We start from the raw sequence: 22,786 nt of genomic DNA, 5'->3' as shown, positions 1-22,786 counted from the left end.
GAGCATGTCGCACGCCCACCCACATATCGAAGAACAAGCCGCCGAATGGCTGCTGCGCCTGCACGACGGCGAACTGAGCGAAGCCCAGCGACTGGCGTTCGAATGCTGGAAACAGCAAAGCCCACAGCACGCCGCGGCCGCCGCCCGCATGGAGGCCGTCATCTGCCGCATGCAGGCCCTGCGCGGCAAAAAAGCCCCGGCCCGGGCGGCGTTGAACGCTGCGTTTGCACAGCCCAAAAACCGTCGCGGCAAGCGCGCCGTACGCGCGCTGGTGTTGGCGTGCAGCCTGGCGATACCTGCTGCGGCGCTGCTGCTCAGCCCTTATCCCCAACAGTGGATGGCCGATGTGCGCAACGGTCCGGGCCAGTGGCAAACCCTGCAACTGGCGGATGGTTCCACACTGCGACTCAATGGTATCAGCGCGGCAAACCTGCATTTCGATGGCCAACAGCGCCGTATCGAATTGCTGCAAGGCGAGATTCTGGTGGAGGTCGCCCACGACGCCACGCGGCCGTTTGTGGTGCAGACGCCTCAAGGCACATTGCGGGCGCTGGGCACGCGGTTTGTGGTCACGCGTAAAGGGGATGTCACGGTGCTGAGCATGCTCGAATCCCGCGTGGCAGCACGCAGCGCCAATGGCGAGCAAGCGCTGGAAGTCGACGCGGGCTCGCAGGCCGTCATGCACTCGAACGAGGTACGCCTGGCCGGCACTGTCGACCCGGGCAGCATCAACGAGGCCTGGCGCCGCCACCAATTGGTGGTAGAGAACCGGCCCCTGCCCGAGGTACTGGATGAGATCGCCCGGCATCGCTCTGGTCGCGTGCAATTCGATCGCCATGCGCTGCAAGGCTTGCGCGTGTCTGCAGTGATCCCGCTGGACAACAGCGATCAGGCCCTGCAGTTGCTGGCGCAAACATTGCCGATCCAGGTGCAGGCCTACACCCCTTGGCTGATCATGGTCAGCCCCCAGACACAGCCCAATAAATAATTATTCGCATTTGCTTCCGGTTTTTTCGAGACTGCCCGTCAAGGAAGGTAATTCGACACATAAAGGACTGCCTTCACCATGCACACCCCTTCCTACCCACGCGGGCGCTTTCGGCTACTGAAGAGCGCGCCGCTGTCCCTGGCCATGCTCACCGCCACCACGCTGCACATCGGCCTGGCCCAGGCCGATGCCGTCAGCGTCGCCGCCCGCACCTATGACATTCCAGCCGGGCCGCTGGGCAGTTCGCTCAACCGCTTTGCCCAACAGGCCGGCGTGGCCATTGTGTTCCAGTCCCATGAGCTGGAAGGCCTCAAGGGCCCAGGCCTGAAAGGCAACTACGACATCCAGGGCGGGTTTGACCGGCTGCTGCAAGGCAGCGGCTATCGCGCGGTGAAAGGTGCCCAGGGTTACGCGCTGCAGCCCGCGCCCGTTGCCGACAGCGGCCCCCTGGAACTGAGCCCCACCGCCGTCACCGTCAACCAATTGGGGAACGTCACTGAAGGCACCGGTTCCTACACCCCCGGCACTATCGCGACCTCGACCCGCCTGGTGCTGACGCCGAAGGAAACGCCGCAGTCGGTCAGCGTGGTGACCCGCCAGCACATGGATGATTTCGGCCTGAACAACGTCGATGACGTGATGCGCCACACACCCGGCATCACCGTTTCTGCCTTCGACTCCGAGCGCTCCAACTACTATGCCCGGGGCTTTTCCATTAACAACTTCCAGTACGACGGCATTCCGTCCACGGCGCGCAACGTCGCCTACTCGGCGGGCAATACCCTGAGCGACATGGCCATCTACGACCGTGTCGAAGTGCTCAAGGGTGCTACCGGCCTGCTCACCGGCGCAGGCTCGCTGGGCGCGACGATCAACCTGGTACGTAAGAAGCCCACCGCCGACTTCCAGGGCCACGCGACCGTCGGCGCCGGTTCGTGGGACAACTACCGCAGCGAGCTGGATGTCAGCGGCCCGATGACCGAAAGCGGCAATGTACGTGGCCGGGCGGTGGCGGCGTATCAGGACAAGCATTCGTTCATGGATCACTACTCGCGCCAGAGCCCGGTGTACTACGGCATCATGGAGTTCGATCTGTCACCCGACACCCTGCTGACCGTAGGCGGCGACTACCAGGACACCTTGCCAAAAGGCTCCTCCTGGTCGGGCAGCTTCCCGCTGATCAACTCCAAAGGCGAGCGCAACAGCGTCAAGCGCTCGTTCAACAACGCCGCCGACTGGAGCAGTTGGGAACAGTACACCCGCACCGTGTTTGCCATGCTTGAACACGACCTGGGCAATGGCTGGGTCACCAAGCTGCAACTGGACCACAAGATCAACGGCTACCACGCGTTGATGGGCTCGATCCAGGGCGACCAGCCGCAGCCGGACGGCACCGCGCAACTCACGTCGGGCAAGTACACCGGGGAAACCGTCAGCGATTCCGCCGACCTGTATGTGAGCGGCCCGTTCAGCCTGGGCGGTCGCGAGCATGAATTGGTGCTGGGCGGCTCCATCAGCGCTTCGGAATGGAAAGGCAAAGGCTACTGGAACCTCTCCCCGAATATCGTCGACTTCAATAACTGGCGCGGCCACGCCGCAATACCGGACTGGGGCAAGGCACAATCGCTGACCGACGACACCGTGCGCCAGACCGGCGCCTATGTGACCACACGCCTGAATTTGGCCGACGACCTCAAACTGCTGCTGGGCGGACGCGTGGTCAATTACCAGGTTACGGGCTACAACCCTAACTACCGTGAATCGGGGCGTTTCGTACCGTACATCGGCGCCGTTTACGACCTCAACGACACGTACTCGGTCTACGCCAGCTACACCGATATCTTCATGCCGCAGGAAAACTACAACCGCGACCGCGACAACAAGCTGCTGGAACCGGATGAAGGCCAGAACTGGGAACTGGGCGTGAAGGCCGACTTCCTCGACGGTCGGGTGAACGCCAGCGCGGCGTACTTTGAAATCCACGAATCCAACCGCGCGCTCTCGGATGACGCGTACAACAACCAGACGCCAATCCCCAACAACTATGCCTACAAGAGCAGCAAGGCGGTGACCAAAGGGTATGAGCTGGAGATGTCCGGCGAAATCGCCCCCGGCTGGCAACTCCAGGCCGGCTACACCCACAAAGTGGTGCGCGATGACAAGGACGTGAAGATCTCCACCTTTGAACCTGAAGATCAGGTCAAGCTCTACACCACCTACAAACTCAAGGGCAACCTGGACAAGTTGACCGTGGGCGGTGGCGTACGCTGGCAAAGCGTGGGCTGGCAGGACATCTACAACACCCCCCATGGCGGGTATGAGGAATTTTCCCAGGAGGCCTATTGGCTGGTGGACCTGATGACCAAGTATCAGATCAGCAAAAACCTGTCGGCGACGCTGAACGTCAACAACCTGTTCGACAAGTACTACTACACCAACATCGGCTTTTATAACTCCGCCGCTTACGGCGAGCCGCGCAACTTCATGGTCAGCACCCGCTGGGATTTCTGATCGTCCAATAAAAAACGCCGCCGATCATCGGAAATGATCGGCGGCGTTTTTTTTCGGTTTTACAAACCCCAGACAGCAAAAAGCCCGCTCGATGAGCGGGCTTCCTGTGGTGACCTGGCGTTCAGCGTTCCAGATTACCGAATATGGCGCAGCGGACGGGACTCGAACCCGCGACCCCCGGCGTGACAGGCCGGTATTCTAACCGACTGAACTACCGCTGCGCGTAACACATGAAGCGAATGGTGGGTGATGACGGGATCGAACCGCCGACATTCTGCTTGTAAGGCAGACGCTCTCCCAGCTGAGCTAATCACCCTTCGTTTCGGTGTGGCGCGCATTCTACGGAGCGACCTTAAGTCTGGCAAGCACTTTCTTAAATCTTTTTTTTGATAGCTTCCAATGGCTTAGGCAGGGTTGGCCTGGGACGTTATCAAGAGAATAATGCCCCCCTTTGTATAAAGGAGAGACTCACCCCATGTGGTTCAAGAACCTGCTTATCTATCGCCTGACCCAAGATCTGCCTGTTGATGCCGAGGCGTTGGAAGCGGCCATGGCCACCAAGCTGGCGCGCCCTTGTGCCAGCCAGGAGTTGACCACTTACGGTTTCGTCGCGCCGTTTGGTAAAGGTGAAGACGCTCCCCTGGTTCACGTCAGCGGTGACTTCCTGCTGATCGCCGCGCGCAAGGAAGAACGCATCCTGCCGGGCAGCGTGGTGCGTGACGCACTTAAAGAGAAAGTCGAAGAGATCGAGGCCGAGCAAATGCGCAAGGTCTACAAGAAGGAACGCGACCAGATCAAGGATGAAATCATCCAGGCTTTCCTGCCCCGCGCCTTTATCCGTCGCTCGTCGACCTTCGCCGCCATCGCGCCGAAACAGGGGCTGATCCTGGTCAACTCCGCCAGCCCGAAACGCGCCGAAGACCTGCTGTCGACCCTGCGTGAAGTGATCGGCACCCTGCCGGTGCGTCCGCTGACCGTGAAGACGGCACCGACTGCGATCATGACCGACTGGGTCACCACCCAGAAGCCCGCCGATGACTTCTTCGTCCTCGACGAATGCGAACTGCGCGACACCCACGAAGACGGCGGCATCGTGCGCTGCAAGCGCCAGGACCTGACCGGCGAAGAGATCCAGCTGCACCTGACCACCGGCAAAGTCGTGACCCAACTGGCCCTGGCCTGGCAGGACAAGCTGTCCTTCATGCTCGACGACAAGATGACCGTCAAGCGCCTGAAGTTCGAAGACCTGCTGCAAGACCAGGCGGAACAGGACGGCGGCGAAGAAGCCCTGGGCCAACTGGACGCGAGCTTCACCCTGATGATGCTGACGTTCGGCGATTTCATCCCGGCGCTGGTTGAAGCACTCGGCGGCGAAGAAACCCCGCAGGGCATCTAAGCCATGTGACATTCAAAATGTGGGAGGGGGCTTGCTCCCGATAGCGTTCTGTCAGTTAAAACACCTATGACTGACAGACTGCAATCGGGAGCAAGCCCCCTCCCACATTTGATTCAATCCAACAACAAAGGACACCCCCCATGCGCGCACTCGCCGCCTTGAGCCGCTTCGTCGGCAACACCTTCGCCTACTGGGTGTTGATTTTCGCCGTCGTCGCCTTCCTGGAACCGGGCTGGTTCATCGGCCTGAAAAGCGCCATCGTGCCCCTGCTGGGCCTGGTGATGTTCGGCATGGGGCTGACCCTCAAACTCGATGACTTCGCCGAGGTCGCCCGCCATCCCTGGCGCGTGGCCCTGGGCGTGGTCGCGCACTTTGTGATCATGCCGGGTGTGGCGTGGCTGCTGTGCCAGGCTTTCCACCTGCCGCCGGAAATTGCCGTCGGCGTGATCCTGGTTGGCTGCTGCCCGAGCGGCACGTCGTCCAACGTGATGACCTGGCTGGCCCGTGGTGACCTGGCGTTGTCGGTGGCCATCGCCGCCGTCACCACCCTCCTCGCCCCACTGCTCACCCCGGCGCTGATCTGGCTGCTGGCCTCGGCCTGGCTGCCGGTGTCGTTCATGGAGTTGTTCTGGTCGATCCTGCAGGTGGTGCTGTTGCCGATCGTGCTCGGCGTACTGGCGCAACGTGTGCTCGGTGATCGGGTCCGCCATGCGGTGGATGTGCTGCCACTGGTGTCGGTGGTGAGCATCGTGATCATCGTCGCGGCGGTGGTGGCCGCCAGCCAGGCGAAGATCGCCGAGTCGGGCCTGCTGATCATGGCCGTGGTAATGCTGCACAACAGCTTCGGTTATCTGCTGGGTTACTTCACCGGCCGCGTGTTCAAGTTGCCATTGGCACAACGCAAATCGCTGGCGCTGGAAGTGGGCATGCAGAACTCCGGGCTGGGTGCTGCACTGGCCAGTGCGCACTTTTCGCCGTTGGCGGCGGTGCCGAGCGCACTGTTCAGCGTCTGGCACAATATTTCCGGCGCATTGCTGTCGACCTACTTCCGCCGCATGAGCGAGAAGGAAGACCGCCGCGTGCTGGAGAACACCCCGCAAACTTGATCAGCCGGGCACTTTTCGGCACTCTACCGAGCTTCGCGGGGACGACCTCGCGACGCTTCAAGCGCCTAATCCGGGGACGACCCCACCTATCGTTAGGAGGTCATCATGTCCTGGGTCATTCTGTTTTTTGCGGGTCTGTTTGAAGTCGGCTGGGCCGTCGGCCTGAAGTACACCGACGGTTTCAGCAAGCCACTGCCCACCGCCCTGACAATCGCCGCCATGGCCGTCAGCCTGGGTCTGCTGGGGCTGGCCATGAAGGAACTGCCGCTGGGCACCGCCTATGCCATCTGGACCGGTGTGGGTGCCGTGGGCACCGTGATTGCGGGGATTATCCTGTTTGGCGAGTCCATGGCGCTGTTCCGCTTGGCCAGTGTGGCGTTGATCATCTGCGGGCTTATCGGCCTCAAGCTCAGCACCTGAGCCACTACCGCAATCGGGGGCAAGCCGCCTCCCACATTTTGACTGTGTTCACATATCAAAGGTGGGAGGGGGCTTGCCCCCGATAGGGCCGGTACAGCCAAAACCAAAACTACCTGACACTCCCCCGCAACCCACCGACCACCTCTTGCAACCTCGCAGGCGTCGGTCCCTCCACCGGCTCCCCCGCCACCAACACCACCCGCGACCAGATCCGATGGAAAAACCCCTTGTTCGGATCGCGGCTGAAGAAACTCCCCCACAACCCCTGCAACGCCATCGGAATCACCGGCACCGCCGTCTCTTCCAGAATGCGCGTCACGCCACCGCGGAATTCGTTCATCTCGCCATCGGCGGTCAACTTGCCTTCGGGGAAGATGCACACCAATTCCCCTTCCTTCAGGTACTGCGCAATGCGTGTGAAGGCCTTTTCGTAGATCTGGATATCTTCGTGACGCCCCGCAATCGGAATCGCCCCGGCGGTACGGAAGATAAAGTTGAGCACCGGCAAGCGGTAGATCTTGTAGTACATGACAAAGCGAATCGGCCGACGCACCGCGCCGCCGATCAACAGCGCATCGACGAACGACACATGGTTGCACACCAGCAACGCCGCGCCTTCGTCCGGAATCACCTCCAGGTTGCGATGCTCCACGCGGTACATGGAATGGCTGAGCAGCCAGATCATGAAACGCATGGTGAACTCGGGGACGATCTTGAAGATGTAGGCGTTGACCGCGACGTTGAGCAACGACACCACCAGGAACAGCTCGGGAATCGACAGCTTGGCCACGCTCAGCAGCAGGATCGACACGATCGCCGAGACCACCATGAACAGCGCATTGAGAATGTTGTTGGCCGCGATGACGCGCGCGCGTTCGTTCTCGGCGGTGCGCGACTGGATCAACGCGTACAGCGGCACGATATAGAAGCCGCCGAACACGCCCAGGCCAAGGATATCGAACAGCACCCACCAGGCCTGGCCGTAGCTGAGCACGGCGAGCCAGTCATTGGCCTGCACGTTCTGCGGGAAACCGCCGGAGTGCCACCACAGCAACAGGCCGAACACGGTCAGGCCGAATGAACCGAACGGCACCAGGCCGATTTCCACCTTGCGCCCGGAAAGCTTTTCGCAAAGCATCGAGCCCAGGGCAATACCTACCGAGAACACGGTGAGGATCAGCGTCACCACGGTCTCGTCGCCGTACAACCATTCCTTGGCGTAGGCCGGGATTTGCGTCAGGTAGATCGCACCGACAAACCAGAACCACGAGTTACCGACAATGGATCGCGACACGGCCGGCGTCTGCCCCAGGCCCAGGCGCAGGGTGGCCCAGGATTCGCTGAAGATGTTCCAGTTCAGGCGCAGCCCCGGGGTCGACGCGGCGGCACGGGGAATACTGCGACTGGCCAGGTAACCCAACACCGCCACGCCGACAATCGCCACTGCCACCACCGGCGCGTAATGGGTGGACGACATCATGATTCCGGCGCCAATGGTGCCGGCCAGGATCGCCAGGAACGTGCCCATTTCCACCAGGCCGTTGCCGCCCACCAGCTCATCTTCATGCAGGGCCTGGGGCATGATCGAGTACTTCACCGGGCCGAACAGCGCCGAGTGGGTCCCCATGGCAAACAGCGCCAGCAGCATCAATTCCAGATGGTTGGTCAGGAAGCCAGTGGCGCCCACGGCCATGATCACGATCTCGCCGATCTTGATTGCGCGGATCAACGCGTCCTTGTTGAATTTCTCACCAAACTGCCCGGCCAGCGCCGAGAACAGAAAGAACGGCAGGATAAACAGCAAGGCGCAGAGGTTGACCCAGATGGAACGGTCGCCGTCGATGGTGAGCTTGTAGAGAATGGCGAGGATCAGCGATTGCTTGAAGATGTTGTCGTTGAACGCGCCCAGCAACTGAGTGATGAAAAACGGCAGGAAACGCCGTGTGCGCAGCAAGGTGAATTGCGAGGGGTGGCTCATCGTCCGTGTTCCTGCGTGGCCTAATAGTTATCAGGCCACGACTTTACCTAACTCCGCTTACTTATTCCCTAGTCCCGCAATGCACGGTGAAACAAAAAGCTCACCTTTATAGGCGCCCTGCACCGTGCGCTTGGCAACGATCAGCCACATCAGCGCCAACGCCACCACCAACACACTGCCGAAGACGCTGAAGAAACCCAGGTTCAGCAGACTCGCCAACTTCAACGTGGCCAGCGCGTACACCCCCAACGGAAAGGTAAAGCCCCACCAGCCCAGGTTGAACGGGATACCCGCGCGCAAGTAGCGCAAGGTGATCAACACTGCGATGAGCATCCACCACAGGCCGAAGCCCCACAGCGTGATACCGGCCACCAGCCCCAGGCCGTTGGCCATGTCACCCACGCCCGGCAAGCCATTGGCCGCAAAGATCGCCGGCGCATCGCCGCCCAGCAGCAACATGCCCAGTGCACCGGTGCCGATAGGCCCCAGGGCCAGCCAGCTCGACGCGGCCATATTGGCGTGGGGCAGTTTGTGCAACGCCATGCGCAGCATCAGGATGGTCAGGATGCTGAACGCCACCGGCAGCGAAAACGCCCAGAGCACGTAGCTGGTCACCAGCATCACCAGTTGCGAATGCGCGTCTGCCAGGTGCGGCGCCAGCAGGCCACCGCTGGCGGCGGCGACTTCGGCGGCGACCACGGGCAACAGCCACACGGCGGTCATCTGGTCGATGCTGTGTTCCTGGCGGGTAAACATCATGAACGGGATGAGCACGCCACAGGCCAGGGCCATGGCCACGTCCAGCCACCACAAGGCCTCGGCCAGCGGTATCACGTCGCTGCCCCAACGCGGCAGCCCGAACAGCAGCAAGCCATTGAGAATCGTCGCAAGGCCCATGGGAATCGTGCCGAAGAACATCGACACCGTGGAGTGCCCGAAAATCCGCCGCGCCTCGTGGAAAAACATCACCCAACGCGCCGCATACAGCACGCTGAACAACACAAACAGGCCGATGGTAAAAAACCACAGCGCTTCGGCGATGGCGTGCAAACCTGGCAGGTTGACCGGCAGTTGCGCCAGGGCCAGCGCCAGCACGCCGGTGCCCATGGTCGCGGCAAACCAGTTGGGGGTGAACTGGCGAATCACTTCCCGTGGACGGGCCAGGTGACTGAAGGGTTTGTAGCTGAGGGTATTCGAGCAGGGCATGATGACGCTCCTCTTTCTCGTATGAGGTTGAGGCCATCATAGAACCTGATCGAATATCTATATAACGGGTAATATCTCTAACTGTTATCTGTTTTGCCGATATAGCGTCAAACGCTGCCTTCGCATTCGATCACCAGAATGCGCGCCGGGCCTTGGGGATGGGCCACGTGCTCGGTGCCGACACTGGCGTAGAAGATGTCGCCGACTTCCAGCTCCGCCACCTGTTCGAAACCATTGTCGCGGTAGTGCATCTGCACGCGACCATCCAGCACCACAAATACTTCTTCACCGTCATTGATGTGCCAGCGGTACGGCTGGTCGGTCCAGTGCAGGCGCGTGGTGATGCCATTCATGTTGGCAATATCCAGCGCCTCCCAAGCGCGACTGCCGGTGAAGTCCTTGCTGCGGATGATCTTCATACTTGAATCTCGATCAGGCGAATACGGGCACCGATTATTACCCATCAGCCGCCGGTCGTCGCCCTCACCCGCGCCGAATCCTGCAGCAGCAACGCAACCAACGCACCGAGGGCCAGCAGGATGAGGACTGCGCCGTAGCCGTCGGTGGTGGCGATCAGGCCAAAGCTGCGAATCAGATTGCCCGCCAACAACGAAGGCAAGCAGAACGCCAGGTAGCTCAGCACATAGAACGCCGACATCAGCCCCGCTCGCTCATGGGGCAAGGCCAGTGGCACCACACTGCGCAAGGCGCCGAGAAAGCCCGCACCGAAGCCGCTGCCGGCGATCAGGGTGGCGATGAAGAACAGTGGCAGGCTGGCGCTGTGCACGGCGGTGAGGATCAGCGTCACACCGATGGCGAGCAAGCCGGCGCCCAGACGCAGCACCTTGTTGGCCGCACGATTGCGCAGGGTAAAGATCATCAGCGCGCCGCTCAGGGTCAGCACGGCCACCAGGCCGCCACCGATCAGGTTGGAGGTGGAGCCGGTGGCCGCACGCACCAACGATGGCGCAAGGGATAAATAGAACCCGCCCATTGCCCAGACGGCGATATCCACCGGCAACGACAGCCACAACGCCCGGCGCGCCTGGGGCGGTACGTGCAACGTCGGGCGCAGCGACGCCAGTGCACCGGGGATGCGGCTCACTGTCTCCGGCAAACGCCATACGTAGAGGGCCTGCAACAGCATCAAAGCCAGCAGCGCCCAGTAGATCAACTGGGTCGGCAACGGCGCATACTCCACCAGCAGACTGCTGCCCATCGCCCCGCAGGCCATGCCCAGAAGCGGCGCCACGCTGTTGACCAGCGGGCCCTGCTGGCGGTCGGTGTCGAGCAATGCCGCGCCCAGCACGGCGGTGGCCATGCCGGTGGCAAACCCTTGCAGGGTACGGGCGGCAATCAACCAGGCCACGCTGCCTTCATTGATAAACAGCAACATCGCCAACATATTCAGAAGCAGCGCAGCAAAAATCACCGGCTTGCGCCCCAGATGGTCCGACAATGAGCCGACGGTCAGCAGTGCCGCCAGCAGGCTCAGGGCGTAGACCCCGAAGATCAGCGTGAGCATGCCTGCCGAAAAATGCAGGCCCTCCTGATACAGGTGGTACAACGGCGTCGGCGCACTCGAAGCGGCCAGGAAGGTCAGCAAGGTGATCGCGAGGAACACCAGGCTGGAACGATGAGAAACAGGACTGGACATACGCACGCTCCACTAAAGCTAATATTTTGCTTTTGCAGAGTGTGCTACCGGCCAGCGCTTAAAGCAAATTCTTTGTGTTAAGGTCACCAGCATGGCGATTAAAGAAGGCCTTCGCCCGGGGGGCCGCAGTGCCCGGGTCCAAGAATCAGTGCATAACGCTGTGCGCGAACTGCTGGAAGCCCATGAGCGCTCCAGCGTCACCGTGCCGATGATTGCGGCGCGCGCGGGGGTTACGCCCTCCACCATCTACCGACGCTGGGGCGATCTGTCCGTGCTGTTGGCGGACGTGGCACTGGCACGCATGCGCCCCGACAGCGAGCCGGCCAACACCGGCAGCCTGCGCGGCGACCTGCAGGCCTGGGCCGAGCAGTACCTGGATGAAATGAGTTCGGAACCGGGTCGCAACATGATGCGCGACTTGCAGTGCTTGATCACGCCGGGGTACTGCGTGAGCATTCTGAGCGGGCAGTTCCAGGCGATTATCGAGCGCTATCCGGACGAGATGCCACCGAACGTGGACCATCTGATCAACCTGATCGCAGCGCCGACGGTGTTTCGCATTCTGTTCTCGAACGCGCCGCTGACGGTTGAAGAGCTGCACCGTCTGATCGAGCTGGCACTGAAAGCCTGACATTACTCAAATACAAATGTGGGAGGGGGCAAGCCCCCTCCCACATTTTTGACCGCGTTTACGTACGCATCCCGCGCCCACTCACCAGCAACCGTGCACAACCGATATACAGCACCACGGTGGCAATCAACATGAACGTGATCGCCACGCTGATCTTGATATCCGACACACCCAAAATGCCGTAGCGGAAGGCGTTGACCATGTGCAGCACCGGGTTGGCCAGCGACACGGTCTGCCAGAACGGCGGCAGCAAGGTGATGGAGTAGAACACCCCGCCCAGGTAGGTCAGCGGCGTGAGCACGAAGGTCGGGATGATCGAGATATCATCGAAGTTGCGCGCAAACACCGCGTTGATGAAGCCCAGCAGCGAGAAGATCGTCGCCGTCAGTACCACCACCAGGATGGTGACCCCAAGGTGATGCACCTGCAGGTGGGTGAAGAACAGCGACAGCAAAGTCACGATCACGCCGACCATCAGGCCCCGCAGCACGCCGCCCAGGGTGTAGCCGATCAGGATGGTATGGGGCGACACCGGCGACACCATCAGTTCCTCGATGGAACGCTGGAACTTGCTGCCGAAAAAACTCGAGACCACGTTGCCGTAGGAGTTGGTGATCACCGACATCATGATCAGGCCCGGCACGATGTACTCCATGTAGGTGAAGCCACCCATGTCGCCGATCTGCCGGCCGATCAGGTTCCCGAAGATCACGAAGTAAAGGACCATAGTGATCGCCGGCGGCAGCAGGGTCTGCGGCCAGATCCGGGTAAAGCGCTTCACTTCGCGGTAGACGATGGTTTGCAGTGCGACAAGGTTGGGTTGCAGTTCGGAACTCATACCGCCACCTTCGTCAGATTTTTCTCCACCAGGGACACGAACAGCTCCTCAAGGCGATTGGTTTTATTACGCAGGCTCAGTACTTCGATGTTCTGGGTCGCCAACTGCGTGAACAACGCGGTGATGCCCACGGCCTTGTCCACCTGCACTTCCAGGGTGTGGCTGTCCACCAGGCGGCTCGGGTAGCCGAGCAACTGTGGCGCTACCGACAGGTTGTTCTTCAGGTCGAGCAGGAAGGTCTCCACATGCAGCTGGCCCAGCAGGTTGCGCATGCTGGTGTTCTCGACGATGGTGCCGTGGTCGATGATGCCGATGTTGCGGCACAGTTGCTCAGCCTCTTCCAGGTAATGGGTGGTGAGGATGATGGTGATGCCCTTCTCGTTCAGCTCGGTGAGGAAGGTCCACATTGAACGGCGCAGCTCGATGTCCACGCCCGCGGTGGGCTCATCGAGGATCAGCAAGCGCGGTTCATGCACCAGTGCGCGGGCGATCATCAGGCGACGCTTCATGCCACCGGAGAGTGAACGCGAAGGCACATCGCGCTTGTCCCACAGGCCCAGCTGGGTCAGGTACTGCTCGGCGCGTTCCTTGGCGATTTTCGCCGGGATGCCGTAGTAGCCCGCCTGGGTCACCACGATATCGAAGGTCTTTTCGAACTGGTTGAAGTTGAATTCCTGGGGCACCACGCCGATGGAGCGCTTGAGCGCCGCCGGGGATTTGTCCAGGTCGTGGCCGAAGATATTCACCGTGCCGCTGGTCTTGTTGACCAGGGTGGAGAGGATACCGATGGTGGTGGATTTGCCGGCACCGTTGGGGCCGAGCAAGGCGAAGAAGTCACCTTCGGCAACGTCCAGATCGATACCACTCAGGGCCTGGAAACCGTTGCCGTAGGTTTTGGTTAGCTGCCGGATGGACAGAGCGGAACTCATATCGGAATACGCACCAAAGAAGGGAATAGAAAGAGTAGATGGGGGCGCAGCCCAGGTAGTTCAACGGCGGCGCATGACAAGCATGGTGCTTGCCCGCGCCGCACAAGTACAGTCACCCGTATTAATAGTGGGTATTAAGTCAACGCGGTCATGACCGCTTTGCGGTAGGCCGGGCGCTGCTGCAGGCGCTGGTACCAGGCCTCCAGATGGGGCATCGCAGGCCGTTCGATAGGCATTTCAAACCAGGCGTAGATAAAGCTGCCCAACGGAATATCGCCCATGCCGATCTCGCTGCCCGACAGATACGGCTGTGTGGCCAGGGCTTGATCAACGGTTTGGAGTACATCGATGCAGGCCTGGCGACCGGCGTGGATGTTGTCCCAGTTCTGTTTTTCCGCCGGGGTGCGCAACACGCCCCAGAACACGATCTTGAACGGTTCGGCGAAGGTGGAGGTGGTCCAGTCCATCCACTTTTCCGCATTGGCGCGAGCCTTCAGGTCGCTCGGGTACCAGCTGGAGGCCTGCCTGGCGCAGAGGTAGCGCACGATGGTGTTGGACTCCCACAGCACAAAGTCGCCGTCCTCGATCATCGGCACCCGACCGTTGGGGTTCAGCGCGCGGTACTGCGGCGTGTCGACCACGCCAAAAGCCCCGCCCGCATCAATTGCTTCATAGTCCAGGCCGAGTTCCTCGGCGCACCACAGTGCCTTCCTGACGTTTGATGAATTTTTACGACCCCAGATCTTCAGCATGACCGCGCCTTTATTGTTGATGAACATGGCTTGATGAAGGCAGCAGCATACGCCGGTTCACGCGCGGCTCAAATCGCTCTGCATATCACCCAGCAGGGGCGGCATTTCCTCGGCAAACAGGTGGGGGTAACACTGCTGGATATGCGCGAAGAAAAACGCCTCGGGCACGTCGGGAAATTGCCCATGGTCGACCACATACTCCATCGAGCGCAGGCCCTGACGGTTGAACGCATGGAAGACGCTGTCGTGAATGCCATCGAAGTCCAGCGGCGGCACATCGAAGAGATCGCACAGCTGCTGGTTGAATGCGGGCGTGGCCTTGACCCAGCGATGGTTCAGGTAAAGCTCGGTGTAACCGTGCATGGCGAACACATCACTCTTGAGCAAGGCGATCAGGCGCGGCGTCGACAAATGATTGCGTACATCCGCCAAGCCGATGCGCGCCGGGATGCCGCAGTGCCGGGCGCAGGCCGCGAGCAAGGTGGCCTTGGGCACGCAGTAGCTTTCGCCGGTGCTCAACGCAAAGCTGGCACTCAAGGTGTCTGGATCACGGCTGAAGGTGTAGGGGTTGTAGCGAATCGTCTCACGCACGGCGTAATAAAGGCTGACTGCCTGGTCACTTGGAGCCGCGTGGGTTCCGCGATGTTTTTCGGCGAACTCCACCACCGCAGGGTGGTCACTATCGATGAAGCGGCTGGGACTCAGGTACGTATCCATGAGCTTTATCTCCGAAGGAAGCCTGGAGTTTAACGACAGGTCTGCCACGGCGATAACGACGAATCGGCCAAATCTCGTTACACCCTGATCACCCCGCTTGTTCGGATGCCGACTAAGCTCCCTGGTGGTTTCGCCCCTGGTTTCACGGAGGATTGAATATGCTGTTGTTGTGGATACTGGTGCTGGTGGTCGGCATTGCCTACCTCGCACACCGCCGCGTCGCCCCCCTGCCCGCCCTGGGCGTGGTCGCCGTCTACCTGCTGGCGATGGGCGCCTGGAGCCACGCACCGGGTTGGCTGCTGCTGATCTTCTGGGTGTTGATCGCCGTGGTGGCCGCGCCCCTGCTGTTGCCCGACCTGCGCCGCCAATACTTCACCAAGCCACTGTTCAATTGGTTCCAGAAAGTCCTGCCGCCCATGTCCGAAACCGAGCGCGATGCCATCGACGCCGGCACCGTGTGGTGGGACGGCGAGCTGTTCAGCGGTCGCCCCGACTGGGACAAGTTGCTGGCCTACCCCAAGGCCCAACTGACCGAAGAAGAACAGGCCTTTATCGACGGTCCCACCGAAGAACTGTGCGCCATGGTCAGCGACTGGGAAATCGGCCAGGCCATGGACCTGCCGCCCGCCGCCTGGGAACACATCAAGACCCACAGTTTCTTCGCCCTGATCATTCCCAAGGAATACGGCGGCAAGGGCTTCTCCGCCTATGCCCACTCCCAGGTCGCGATGAAGCTCGCCACCCGCAGTGGCGACCTGGCCTCCACCGTGATGGTGCCCAACTCCCTCGGCCCGGCCGAGCTGCTGCTGCACTACGGCACCGAAGAACAACGCAACCATTACTTGCCGCGCCTGGCGCGTGGCGATGATATCCCGTGCTTCGCGTTGACTGGCCCGCTGGCCGGCTCCGATGCTGGCGCGATGCCCGACACCGGCGTGATCTGCAAAGGTGAATGGGAAGGCAAGGAAACCCTCGGCCTGCGCCTGAACTGGGAAAAACGCTACATCACCCTCGGCCCGGTCGCGACCCTGCTCGGGCTGGCCTTCAAGGCCCATGACCCGGATCACCTGCTGGGTGACGAGGAAGACCTGGGCATCAGCCTGGCGCTGATCCCCACTGACACCCCTGGGGTGGAAATCGGCCGGCGCCACCTGCCCCTGGGCGCCGCGTTCATGAACGGTCCCAACTCCGGCAAGGATGTGTTCATTCCTCTGGAATTCCTGATCGGCGGCCAGGAGATGCTCGGCAAGGGTTGGATGATGTTGATGAACTGCCTCTCCGTGGGCCGTTCGATTTCCCTGCCGGCGGTCGGCACCGGCGCGGCCAAGTTCACCAGCCTGGTCACCGGCCAGTACGCCCAGGTGCGCGAACAATTCAACGTGCCACTGTCGGCCTTCGAAGGCATCCAGGAAGCCCTCGCCCGCATCGGCGGCAACGCCTGGCTGATGGACAGCGCACGCATGCTCACCGCGAATGCCGTGGACCTGGGGGAAAAACCCTCGGTGCTCTCGGCGATCCTCAAGTACCACCTCACCGAGCGCGGCCGCGAGTGCATCAGCCACGCCATGGACGTGCACGGCGGCAAGGGCATCATCATGGGCCCCAACAACTACCTGGGGCGCAACTGGCAAGGCGCGCCGATCTTCATCACCGTGGAAGGCGCGAATATCCTGTCGCGCAACCTGATGATCTTCGGCCAGGGTGCGATCCGCTGCCATCCGTTCGTGCTCAAGGAAATGGCCCTGGCCGGTCGCGAAGACCATGACCAGGCGCTGAAGGAATTCGACGGCCTGCTGATGCAACACATCGGTTTTGCCGTGAGCAACGCCGCCAGCACCCTGGTGCTCAACCTCGGCGTAGGCCATTTCGAAAAAGCGCCAGGCAACCGTTTGAGCCAGGGTTATTTCCGGGCACTCAACCGCCAGGCCGCCGCGTTCGCGCTGCTGGCCGACCTGAGCATGATGCTGCTGGGTGGCGAGTTGAAGCGTCGTGAACGCCTGTCGGCGCGCCTGGGTGATGTGTTGAGTCATATGTACCTGGCGTCGGCCGCACTGAAGCGTTACCACGACCTGGATTCGCCGGACCACCTGCAACCGCTGTTCGCCTGGGCCATGGAAGAAAGCCTGGGCGAATCGGAGCGCGCACTGGATGAGCTGCTGAGCAACTTCCCGAACAAGGTGCTGGGCTGCCTGCTGCGGGTGATCGTGTTCCCGTTCGGGCGTCGCCATACCGGCCCGTCCGATGCGCTGGACGCTGAAGTGGCAGCGGTGATCGGCCGTGCCAAAGGCGACCCGACCCTGGAAGAATTGCTGGCCGGCTGCTACCGCCCGCAATCGGCGGAAGATCCAGTGGGCGCCCTGCAACATGCCTACGACCTGCTCGGCGCCAGCCATCCGCTGCAGAAGAAACTGCACACCGCGCTCAAGAGCGGCCAGGTCAAACCTGCGGCCGGCGAGCATGCGATTGATGCGGCACTGCACGCCGGGGTGCTGCAACCGGCTGAAGCGCAGACCCTGCGTGACGCCGAAGCGGCGCGGCGCAAGGTGATCGACGTGGATGACTTCAGCAAGGAAGAGCTGACCCAGGTTGAGGGTAAAGTCCGCTGAGGCGAGCGGTCATATAAATGCGGGCAAAGTGCCCTGCCTCACAAATACTGATCCATTTTGACGGCGTCTGTTGTCGCCACGCTGCGTTGCCGCTCCTCCCCATAGCCGAGCTATGAGTCGTCGCGGCGCCTTGCCTGACAACAACAGCCACTCGTCAAAATGAATCGTATTTGTGAGGCAGGGCACCGAGCTATATACTCTCGCGCCCGTTTTTGCTTTAGAGGACTTATCTCGTGTCCAACGTCGTTGCCGATCATCTCGTCTTGCTCGACCACTTGCGCAGCATCCTGGTTGCCGTCGGCGAAGCCGAACAGGTGCCCGAGGAAAGCCATACGCTGTTCCTGGAGCGTTTCGACGAATTGCGCGCCCTGCTGCCCATCGACCCGATCGAAAGCCAGTACCTGGGCCAGGACCTGATGAGCCAGGTCATCCTGCGCTACCCGCAGATTGCCCACCTGGTGCCACGCGACCTGCTGTGGTTCTTTGGCGGTGACTGCCTGCACTTCATGCCCGATGAAGAACTGGACCTGTACCAGGCCCTGGAAGAGCGCCGCTTCGAAGCCGAACAAAACGACGAACCGTTCGACTGGAACCAGGAAAAACAGCTGCTGGCCATGCCCGACGACCAAAGCAAGCACTGATCAACAGAACATCGCATGGTTGGCTTACTGTGGTGAACGGGCTTACTGTGGCGAGCGGGCTTGCCCCGCGTTGGGCTGCGAAGCAGCCCCAAAACATAGCCCCGGAGCTGTCTGGCACACTGCAGTGCTCTTATTGGGGCTGCTGCGCAGCCCCCCCCATTGCCAGCATCTTGTTCTTCCAGTCAGATCTGGGTTGCCTGTCTCAGGGCCGCTTCGCAACCCAACGCGGGGCAAGCCCGCTCGCCACGCGCAGTGTCGGTTCGCGCGCCATGCACTCCACCAGATAATCAATAAACACCCGCAACTTCGGCGGCAGATAGCGCGTGGGCGAATGCAGCAACCACGCCTCGCCATGGTAGGACGCGATAAAGTCCCACGCCGGCAACACCTGCACCAAACGCCCCTCCTCCAGCGCATGGCGCGCCGTAAAGTACGGCAGGCTGCCAATCCCCACATGCTGCAACACCGCATCAAGCCGCACCCCGGTGTGGTTCGCCGCATACCGCCCGCGCACCGCCACCGTCACTGCCTTGCCCGCCTGGCGGAATTTCCAGCGCGAGTCCCCTGGCGTTTCCCCCAGGTAGATACAACTGTGCTCCAACAAATCATGGGGATGGCCCGGCGTACCGTGCTCGGCCAGGTACTGCGGGGTCGCGCACAACAAATGCTCGATGGGCAATAACTGCCGGCCAACCAACCCGGGCGGTGGGCTGTCGGTGATGCGGATGCTCAGGTCGACATTGTCATCGATCAGGTCCACCTGCCGATCCTCCAGGATCAACTGCACGTCGACCTTGGGATAACGCCGCAGGAACTCCGGCATATGCGGGTGCACCACAAACCGCCCCACCGCCTTGGGCACGCTGACCCGCACCAGCCCTTCGGCCTCGTGGGTGAACTGGCCGCTGATCTCCATCACCGAACGCGCCGCGTTGACCATCTCCTGGCAACGCTTGAACACCTCTTCACCGCCCTCGCTCAGGCGTAACTTGCGTGTAGTGCGTTGCAACAAGCGCGTGGCCAGGGCCTTTTCCAGGCGCGAGATGCTGCGGCTCACCGAGGACGGTGAAGCGCCCAGTTGCCGGGCGGCTTCGGAGAAGCTGCCGGTTTCCACCACTTTGACGAAAATCGCCATCTCGCCCAGCAGCGGCAACGGTAGATTGATGCTCATGGTGCACAGGTCCATTGATAATTGAGCGGATTATCACCCATCTGCGCACTATTTATACTGCCCGCAGAACCCTGATGCGGATGTAGATCATGACCGAACGCCTGTTTTTCACCCACGACCACCTGACTGCCGAACTGGAGGTGCTGAGTTGCACGCCCCATGAGGACCAGTTCGCGGTCATCCTGCAGTCGACGATTTTTCATCCACAGGGCGGCGGGCAACCTTTCGATACCGGTTGGCTCGGCGAGAGCACTGTACTGCGCGTTATCCAAGAGGCCGATCGCGTGGTGCACTACGTCGACCGCCCGCTGGAGCCGGGCCCCGCCACCGCACGGGTCGACGAACAGCGCCGGGCGTTGCACACCCGTTTGCATTCCGCCGGGCATTTGATCGGCAACGTGGGCGAGACCCTGGGCTGGATGCCCATCAAGGCTCATCACTGGCCAGGCGAAGGCAAGATCACCTTTATCCGTGGTGAAGCCGCGCAGAGCATGGACGCCGAGACGATCCAGCAACAGGTCAACCAATGGATCGCCGCGGACTACCCGCGCCATATGAACCTGGAAGACGGCACCCGCGAAGTCGGCTTTGGCGAACTGCCTGCGTATGCCTGTGGCGGTACCCATGTGCAGACCTTGGGTGAACTGGGCCAGGTCACCATCCTGGCGTTGTCGGAGAAAAAGGGCGCGTTGTCGGTGCGCTACGAGATCACCTGAACCAGCCGCATTTACCCTTGTGGCAAGCGGGCCTGTTGTGGCGAGCGGGCTCGCCCCGCGTTGGGCTGCGCAGCAGCCCTGATCGGAACACCGCGGTATGTCAGATAAACCTCACGGCAGGTTTTGGGGCTGCTACGCAGCCCAACGCGGGGCAAGCCCGCTCACCACAATAAGTCCACTGGCCACAACAGCTCATTCGCCACAAAAAATGCGTCTATCCCTTACACCTCTATCGCCCCCGCCCGCCCCGACTCCACTACAAACGACCTCAGCGTCGACACCCTGGCCGCCGGATCATGCGGGTCGGTAATCACGCGCAAGTGCGTGAGCATCCTGCCCTCCTCCACCTCCACCGACACATATCCTCGCTGACGACTGTCAAAGAATTTCACATGGGCGTTAAGCGGCAGGATCTTGCTGAACGCCTCAAACGGCGGCCCGTCGGACGTCACCGAGGTACCGACGAACTCCGTGGCGACCACAGGCGAATCCGGGTTGTTGCCATCGGCATGCAAGTCCGTCACCCAGAACGAATGGATATCACCGCCCCAGAACACCGGATTGTTCACCCGGTTGCGCTCGATGGAAGCCAGCATCCGTGAACGGTTGGCCATGTAGCCATCCCAACCATCGGTCCAGCGCCCCGGCTTGTGGTTGGTCAGGTCGCGCTGGGTCAACGGCGCCACCAGCAAGTCCTGGGCAATGATGTTCCACTGCGCCTTCGACTGGGCAAAGCCCTGGTCCAGCCAGGCCTCCTGCTGCCAACCGAGCATTGTGCGACCGGGGTCGTGCAAGTCATGACAGAGGTTATCGGCGATATGCCCCTGGTGGCTGCCATTGGCCAGAATGCACGGTTGCTCGGAGCGGTACTGTCGGCCGTCCAGCACATGGAAACGCGCCAATCGACCGTAGTCCATGCGTCGATAAATGCGCATGTCCGGCCCTTTCGGCAAGCTGCTGGCACGCAGCGGCATGTGCTCGTAAAAAGCCTGGTAAGCCGCCGCCCGTTGCTGCAAAAACTGCGCCACAGGGATCTTCGGGTCCTGGGACCAGCGGCTGGCATAGTCATTCTGTACTTCGTGATCGTCCCAGGTCGCCACGCTCGGTGCGGCAGCGTGCAGGGCCTGTAGATCCGCATCGGTTTTGTACAAGGCATAGCGGTTGCGGTAGTCGCTCAGGCTCACCGCGTTGCCGCTGCCATGGGGGCGAATGATCTTGCCCGAGTTCGCTGCGTAGGAACTGTCGTAGATGTAGTCCCCGAGAAAAAACACCAGGTCGGGTTGCTCCTGCGCCAGGTGGCGATACGCACTGAAATAGCCACGCTCCCAATGGGAGCACGAGACAAACCCCAAGCGGGCCGACACCATGGCATGCACCGCCGGTGCCGTGCGCGACTGCCCCACCGGGCTTTGCGCGCCGAGCCCTTCGAACTGGTACCAGTACGGCCTGCCCGGCTCCAGCCCCGCCACCTCCACATGCACCGAATGCCCCCAGCGCTCGCTGGCCATGACCTCGCCCTGGCGCACCACGCGGGTCATCGCCGCATCGCTGGCGACTCGCCACCGCACCGGCACCGGGCGGCTCAAGCCACCCCGGCCATCGGCGGCATTGAACAGCGGCGCCAGGCGCGTCCAGATCACAAACCCGTCGGGCAATGGATCGCCGGAGGCCACGCCCAAGGTGAACGGGTAGTCCACCCCGGCACTGCGCGCAAACGGGCTGAGGATCGAAAAGGTGGTGGCAACGGCCAGCCCGGCGAGCACCCGCCGCCGGCCGTGATCAACGTCACCCCTCACAGCCGAAACTCCCAATCCTCACGCAGGGTGGCGAACACCAGCATGTCTTCATGCACCCCATTCTTGAGGAACGCCCCACGCATGCAGCCTTCGTACTGCAGGCCGATTTTCTCCATGACCCGCGCCGACTCCTTGTTGCGACTGAAACACTGGCTGCCCACACGGTGCAGGCCAAGTTTGCCAAAGCCGTAGTCCATCAGCGCGGTCGCCGCCTCGGTCGCATACCCCAGGTTGCGCGCGTCCGCCGCCGTCCAGCCACCAAGGTGCCCATAGTGATGAAGCGCATTGATGCGCAGGCTGGCGATGCCGATCAATTCGCCGGTGTCACGCAGATGCACGCCCAGGCTCAACAGCCCTGCGGTGCGAAATTTCTCCTGCATGCCGTCGATAAAATCCTGCGCCGTTTGCAGGGTATAGGGCGACGGAATACTCGCCGTGTTATCGGCGATCTTCGGCCCGTTGGCGAGGGTGCACAACGTGTCGGCCTGGTGCTTTTCCAGTGCTCTCAATAGAAGCCGCGGGGTGGAAAGACATGGCAATTCGCTACTCATCTCTGGGGGCCCTCGATGTAAAGTTTTTGAGAATGCCCCTGTCGGGTTTCAATTCTGTTACGTCGCAAAAATGACTCGAGAGTCGCCTGTAATACGCGTCCTAGAGCCCTCAAAACGTCAATTAAAGTTAACCAATCGGTCATTTTTGGTTGTTAGCGTGTCGCCCCTAATTCAAT

The 22,786-nt window shown here is 61.4% G+C and carries 20 protein-coding genes and 2 tRNA genes; 9 read left to right on the top strand and 13 right to left on the bottom strand.

What is annotated here, in order from left to right; genetic code table 11:
- The first annotated feature begins 4 nt into the window (after positions 1 to 4).
- Both ACZ445_RS09460 and ACZ445_RS09455 read left to right on the top strand, forming a co-directional pair.
- Positions 5 to 988 (top strand): FecR family protein, encoded by a 984-nt coding sequence (locus ACZ445_RS09460; RefSeq protein ID WP_179030351.1) that lies wholly within the window; start codon positions 5 to 7, stop codon positions 986 to 988.
- Positions 989 to 1,066: 78 nt separating this feature from the next.
- Entirely contained in the window at positions 1,067 to 3,499 is a 2,433-nt protein-coding gene (locus tag ACZ445_RS09455) for a TonB-dependent siderophore receptor (protein WP_179030352.1), read from the top strand.
- A gap of 144 nt (positions 3,500 to 3,643) precedes the next feature.
- Here the strand turns inward: ACZ445_RS09455 and ACZ445_RS09450 are convergent.
- Together ACZ445_RS09450 and ACZ445_RS09445 are read right to left on the bottom strand one after the other, a co-directional pair.
- A tRNA-Asp gene (locus ACZ445_RS09450) sits at positions 3,644 to 3,720 on the bottom strand.
- 19 nt (positions 3,721 to 3,739) lie between these two features.
- Positions 3,740 to 3,815: transfer RNA gene (locus ACZ445_RS09445), tRNA-Val, on the bottom strand.
- Between the two features lie 159 nt (positions 3,816 to 3,974).
- Between ACZ445_RS09445 and rdgC the strand changes: the two genes are divergently transcribed.
- From rdgC to sugE, 3 genes are all read left to right on the top strand, one after another.
- Positions 3,975 to 4,895: a recombination-associated protein RdgC gene (rdgC, locus tag ACZ445_RS09440; RefSeq protein ID WP_310862803.1), complete on the top strand. Its 921-nt coding sequence runs from the start codon at positions 3,975 to 3,977 to the stop codon at positions 4,893 to 4,895.
- A gap of 140 nt (positions 4,896 to 5,035) precedes the next feature.
- Positions 5,036 to 6,001, top strand: coding sequence for a bile acid:sodium symporter family protein (locus tag ACZ445_RS09435; protein WP_179029820.1), 966 nt, complete (start codon positions 5,036 to 5,038; stop codon positions 5,999 to 6,001).
- A 105-nt stretch (positions 6,002 to 6,106) separates the two neighbouring features.
- The gene (gene sugE, locus ACZ445_RS09430; RefSeq protein WP_058427198.1) at positions 6,107 to 6,421 is read left to right on the top strand and encodes a quaternary ammonium compound efflux SMR transporter SugE; all 315 of its coding nucleotides are present in this window, start codon (positions 6,107 to 6,109) and stop codon (positions 6,419 to 6,421) included.
- A gap of 109 nt (positions 6,422 to 6,530) precedes the next feature.
- Here the strand turns inward: sugE and ACZ445_RS09425 are convergent, their stop codons facing one another.
- The 4 genes from ACZ445_RS09425 to ACZ445_RS09410 form a co-directional block, all read right to left on the bottom strand.
- Positions 6,531 to 8,399, bottom strand: coding sequence for an MFS transporter (locus tag ACZ445_RS09425; protein WP_179040824.1), 1,869 nt, complete (start codon positions 8,397 to 8,399; stop codon positions 6,531 to 6,533).
- Positions 8,400 to 8,456: 57 nt separating this feature from the next.
- Positions 8,457 to 9,605 carry a TDT family transporter gene (locus tag ACZ445_RS09420; protein ID WP_058427200.1) on the bottom strand — a complete coding sequence of 383 codons (1,149 nt, stop codon included), beginning with the start codon at positions 9,603 to 9,605 and terminating at the stop codon, positions 8,457 to 8,459.
- A 107-nt stretch (positions 9,606 to 9,712) separates the two neighbouring features.
- Positions 9,713 to 10,024: a cupin domain-containing protein gene (locus tag ACZ445_RS09415; RefSeq protein ID WP_058427201.1), complete on the bottom strand. Its 312-nt coding sequence runs from the start codon at positions 10,022 to 10,024 to the stop codon at positions 9,713 to 9,715.
- A gap of 44 nt (positions 10,025 to 10,068) precedes the next feature.
- The gene (locus ACZ445_RS09410) at positions 10,069 to 11,262 is read right to left on the bottom strand and encodes an MFS transporter (RefSeq protein WP_179029818.1); all 1,194 of its coding nucleotides are present in this window, start codon (positions 11,260 to 11,262) and stop codon (positions 10,069 to 10,071) included.
- Between the two features lie 91 nt (positions 11,263 to 11,353).
- Between ACZ445_RS09410 and ACZ445_RS09405 the strand changes: the two genes are divergently transcribed.
- The gene (locus ACZ445_RS09405) at positions 11,354 to 11,893 is read left to right on the top strand and encodes a TetR/AcrR family transcriptional regulator (RefSeq protein WP_179029817.1); all 540 of its coding nucleotides are present in this window, start codon (positions 11,354 to 11,356) and stop codon (positions 11,891 to 11,893) included.
- 58 nt (positions 11,894 to 11,951) lie between these two features.
- Here ACZ445_RS09405 and ACZ445_RS09400 read toward each other — a convergent pair whose 3' ends face one another.
- From ACZ445_RS09400 to ACZ445_RS09385, 4 genes are all read right to left on the bottom strand, one after another.
- Positions 11,952 to 12,731, bottom strand: a complete 780-nt coding sequence (locus ACZ445_RS09400; protein ID WP_025858807.1) for an ABC transporter permease — start codon at positions 12,729 to 12,731, stop codon at positions 11,952 to 11,954.
- Positions 12,728 to 13,660 carry an ABC transporter ATP-binding protein gene (locus ACZ445_RS09395; RefSeq protein ID WP_058427204.1) on the bottom strand — a complete coding sequence of 311 codons (933 nt, stop codon included), beginning with the start codon at positions 13,658 to 13,660 and terminating at the stop codon, positions 12,728 to 12,730. Before ACZ445_RS09395 ends, ACZ445_RS09400 begins: the two co-directional genes overlap by 4 nt.
- A 134-nt stretch (positions 13,661 to 13,794) precedes the next feature.
- Positions 13,795 to 14,412: a glutathione S-transferase family protein gene (locus ACZ445_RS09390; RefSeq protein WP_179029816.1), complete on the bottom strand. Its 618-nt coding sequence runs from the start codon at positions 14,410 to 14,412 to the stop codon at positions 13,795 to 13,797.
- 57 nt (positions 14,413 to 14,469) lie between these two features.
- On the bottom strand, positions 14,470 to 15,129 hold the full coding sequence (locus tag ACZ445_RS09385; RefSeq protein ID WP_058427205.1) for a transglutaminase-like domain-containing protein: 660 nt from the start codon (positions 15,127 to 15,129) through the stop codon (positions 14,470 to 14,472).
- A gap of 158 nt (positions 15,130 to 15,287) precedes the next feature.
- On the opposite strand from ACZ445_RS09385, the gene ACZ445_RS09380 reads away from it, so the two are divergent.
- The gene (locus tag ACZ445_RS09380; protein ID WP_310862802.1) at positions 15,288 to 17,735 is read left to right on the top strand and encodes an acyl-CoA dehydrogenase; all 2,448 of its coding nucleotides are present in this window, start codon (positions 15,288 to 15,290) and stop codon (positions 17,733 to 17,735) included.
- 233 nt (positions 17,736 to 17,968) lie between these two features.
- On the top strand, positions 17,969 to 18,376 hold the full coding sequence (locus ACZ445_RS09375) for a PA2817 family protein (protein ID WP_025858812.1): 408 nt from the start codon (positions 17,969 to 17,971) through the stop codon (positions 18,374 to 18,376).
- A gap of 202 nt (positions 18,377 to 18,578) precedes the next feature.
- Here ACZ445_RS09375 and ACZ445_RS09370 read toward each other — a convergent pair whose 3' ends face one another.
- Positions 18,579 to 19,547 carry a LysR family transcriptional regulator gene (locus ACZ445_RS09370; RefSeq protein ID WP_310862801.1) on the bottom strand — a complete coding sequence of 323 codons (969 nt, stop codon included), beginning with the start codon at positions 19,545 to 19,547 and terminating at the stop codon, positions 18,579 to 18,581.
- An 89-nt stretch (positions 19,548 to 19,636) separates the two neighbouring features.
- Between ACZ445_RS09370 and ACZ445_RS09365 the strand changes: the two genes are divergently transcribed.
- On the top strand, positions 19,637 to 20,263 hold the full coding sequence (locus ACZ445_RS09365) for an alanyl-tRNA editing protein (RefSeq protein WP_179040961.1): 627 nt from the start codon (positions 19,637 to 19,639) through the stop codon (positions 20,261 to 20,263).
- 221 nt (positions 20,264 to 20,484) lie between these two features.
- Here ACZ445_RS09365 and ACZ445_RS09360 read toward each other — a convergent pair whose 3' ends face one another.
- Both ACZ445_RS09360 and ACZ445_RS09355 read right to left on the bottom strand, forming a co-directional pair.
- Positions 20,485 to 22,059: an alkaline phosphatase D family protein gene (locus ACZ445_RS09360; protein ID WP_179040722.1), complete on the bottom strand. Its 1,575-nt coding sequence runs from the start codon at positions 22,057 to 22,059 to the stop codon at positions 20,485 to 20,487.
- Positions 22,056 to 22,610 carry a GNAT family N-acetyltransferase gene (locus ACZ445_RS09355; RefSeq protein WP_179040721.1) on the bottom strand — a complete coding sequence of 185 codons (555 nt, stop codon included), beginning with the start codon at positions 22,608 to 22,610 and terminating at the stop codon, positions 22,056 to 22,058. Before ACZ445_RS09355 ends, ACZ445_RS09360 begins: the two co-directional genes overlap by 4 nt.
- Positions 22,611 to 22,786: the final 176 nt, after the last annotated feature.

This window comes from Pseudomonas allii (assembly GCF_055380095.1).
The sequence above is the reverse complement of the archived record's forward strand: the minus strand, read 5'-3'. Positions and strand labels throughout refer to the sequence as shown.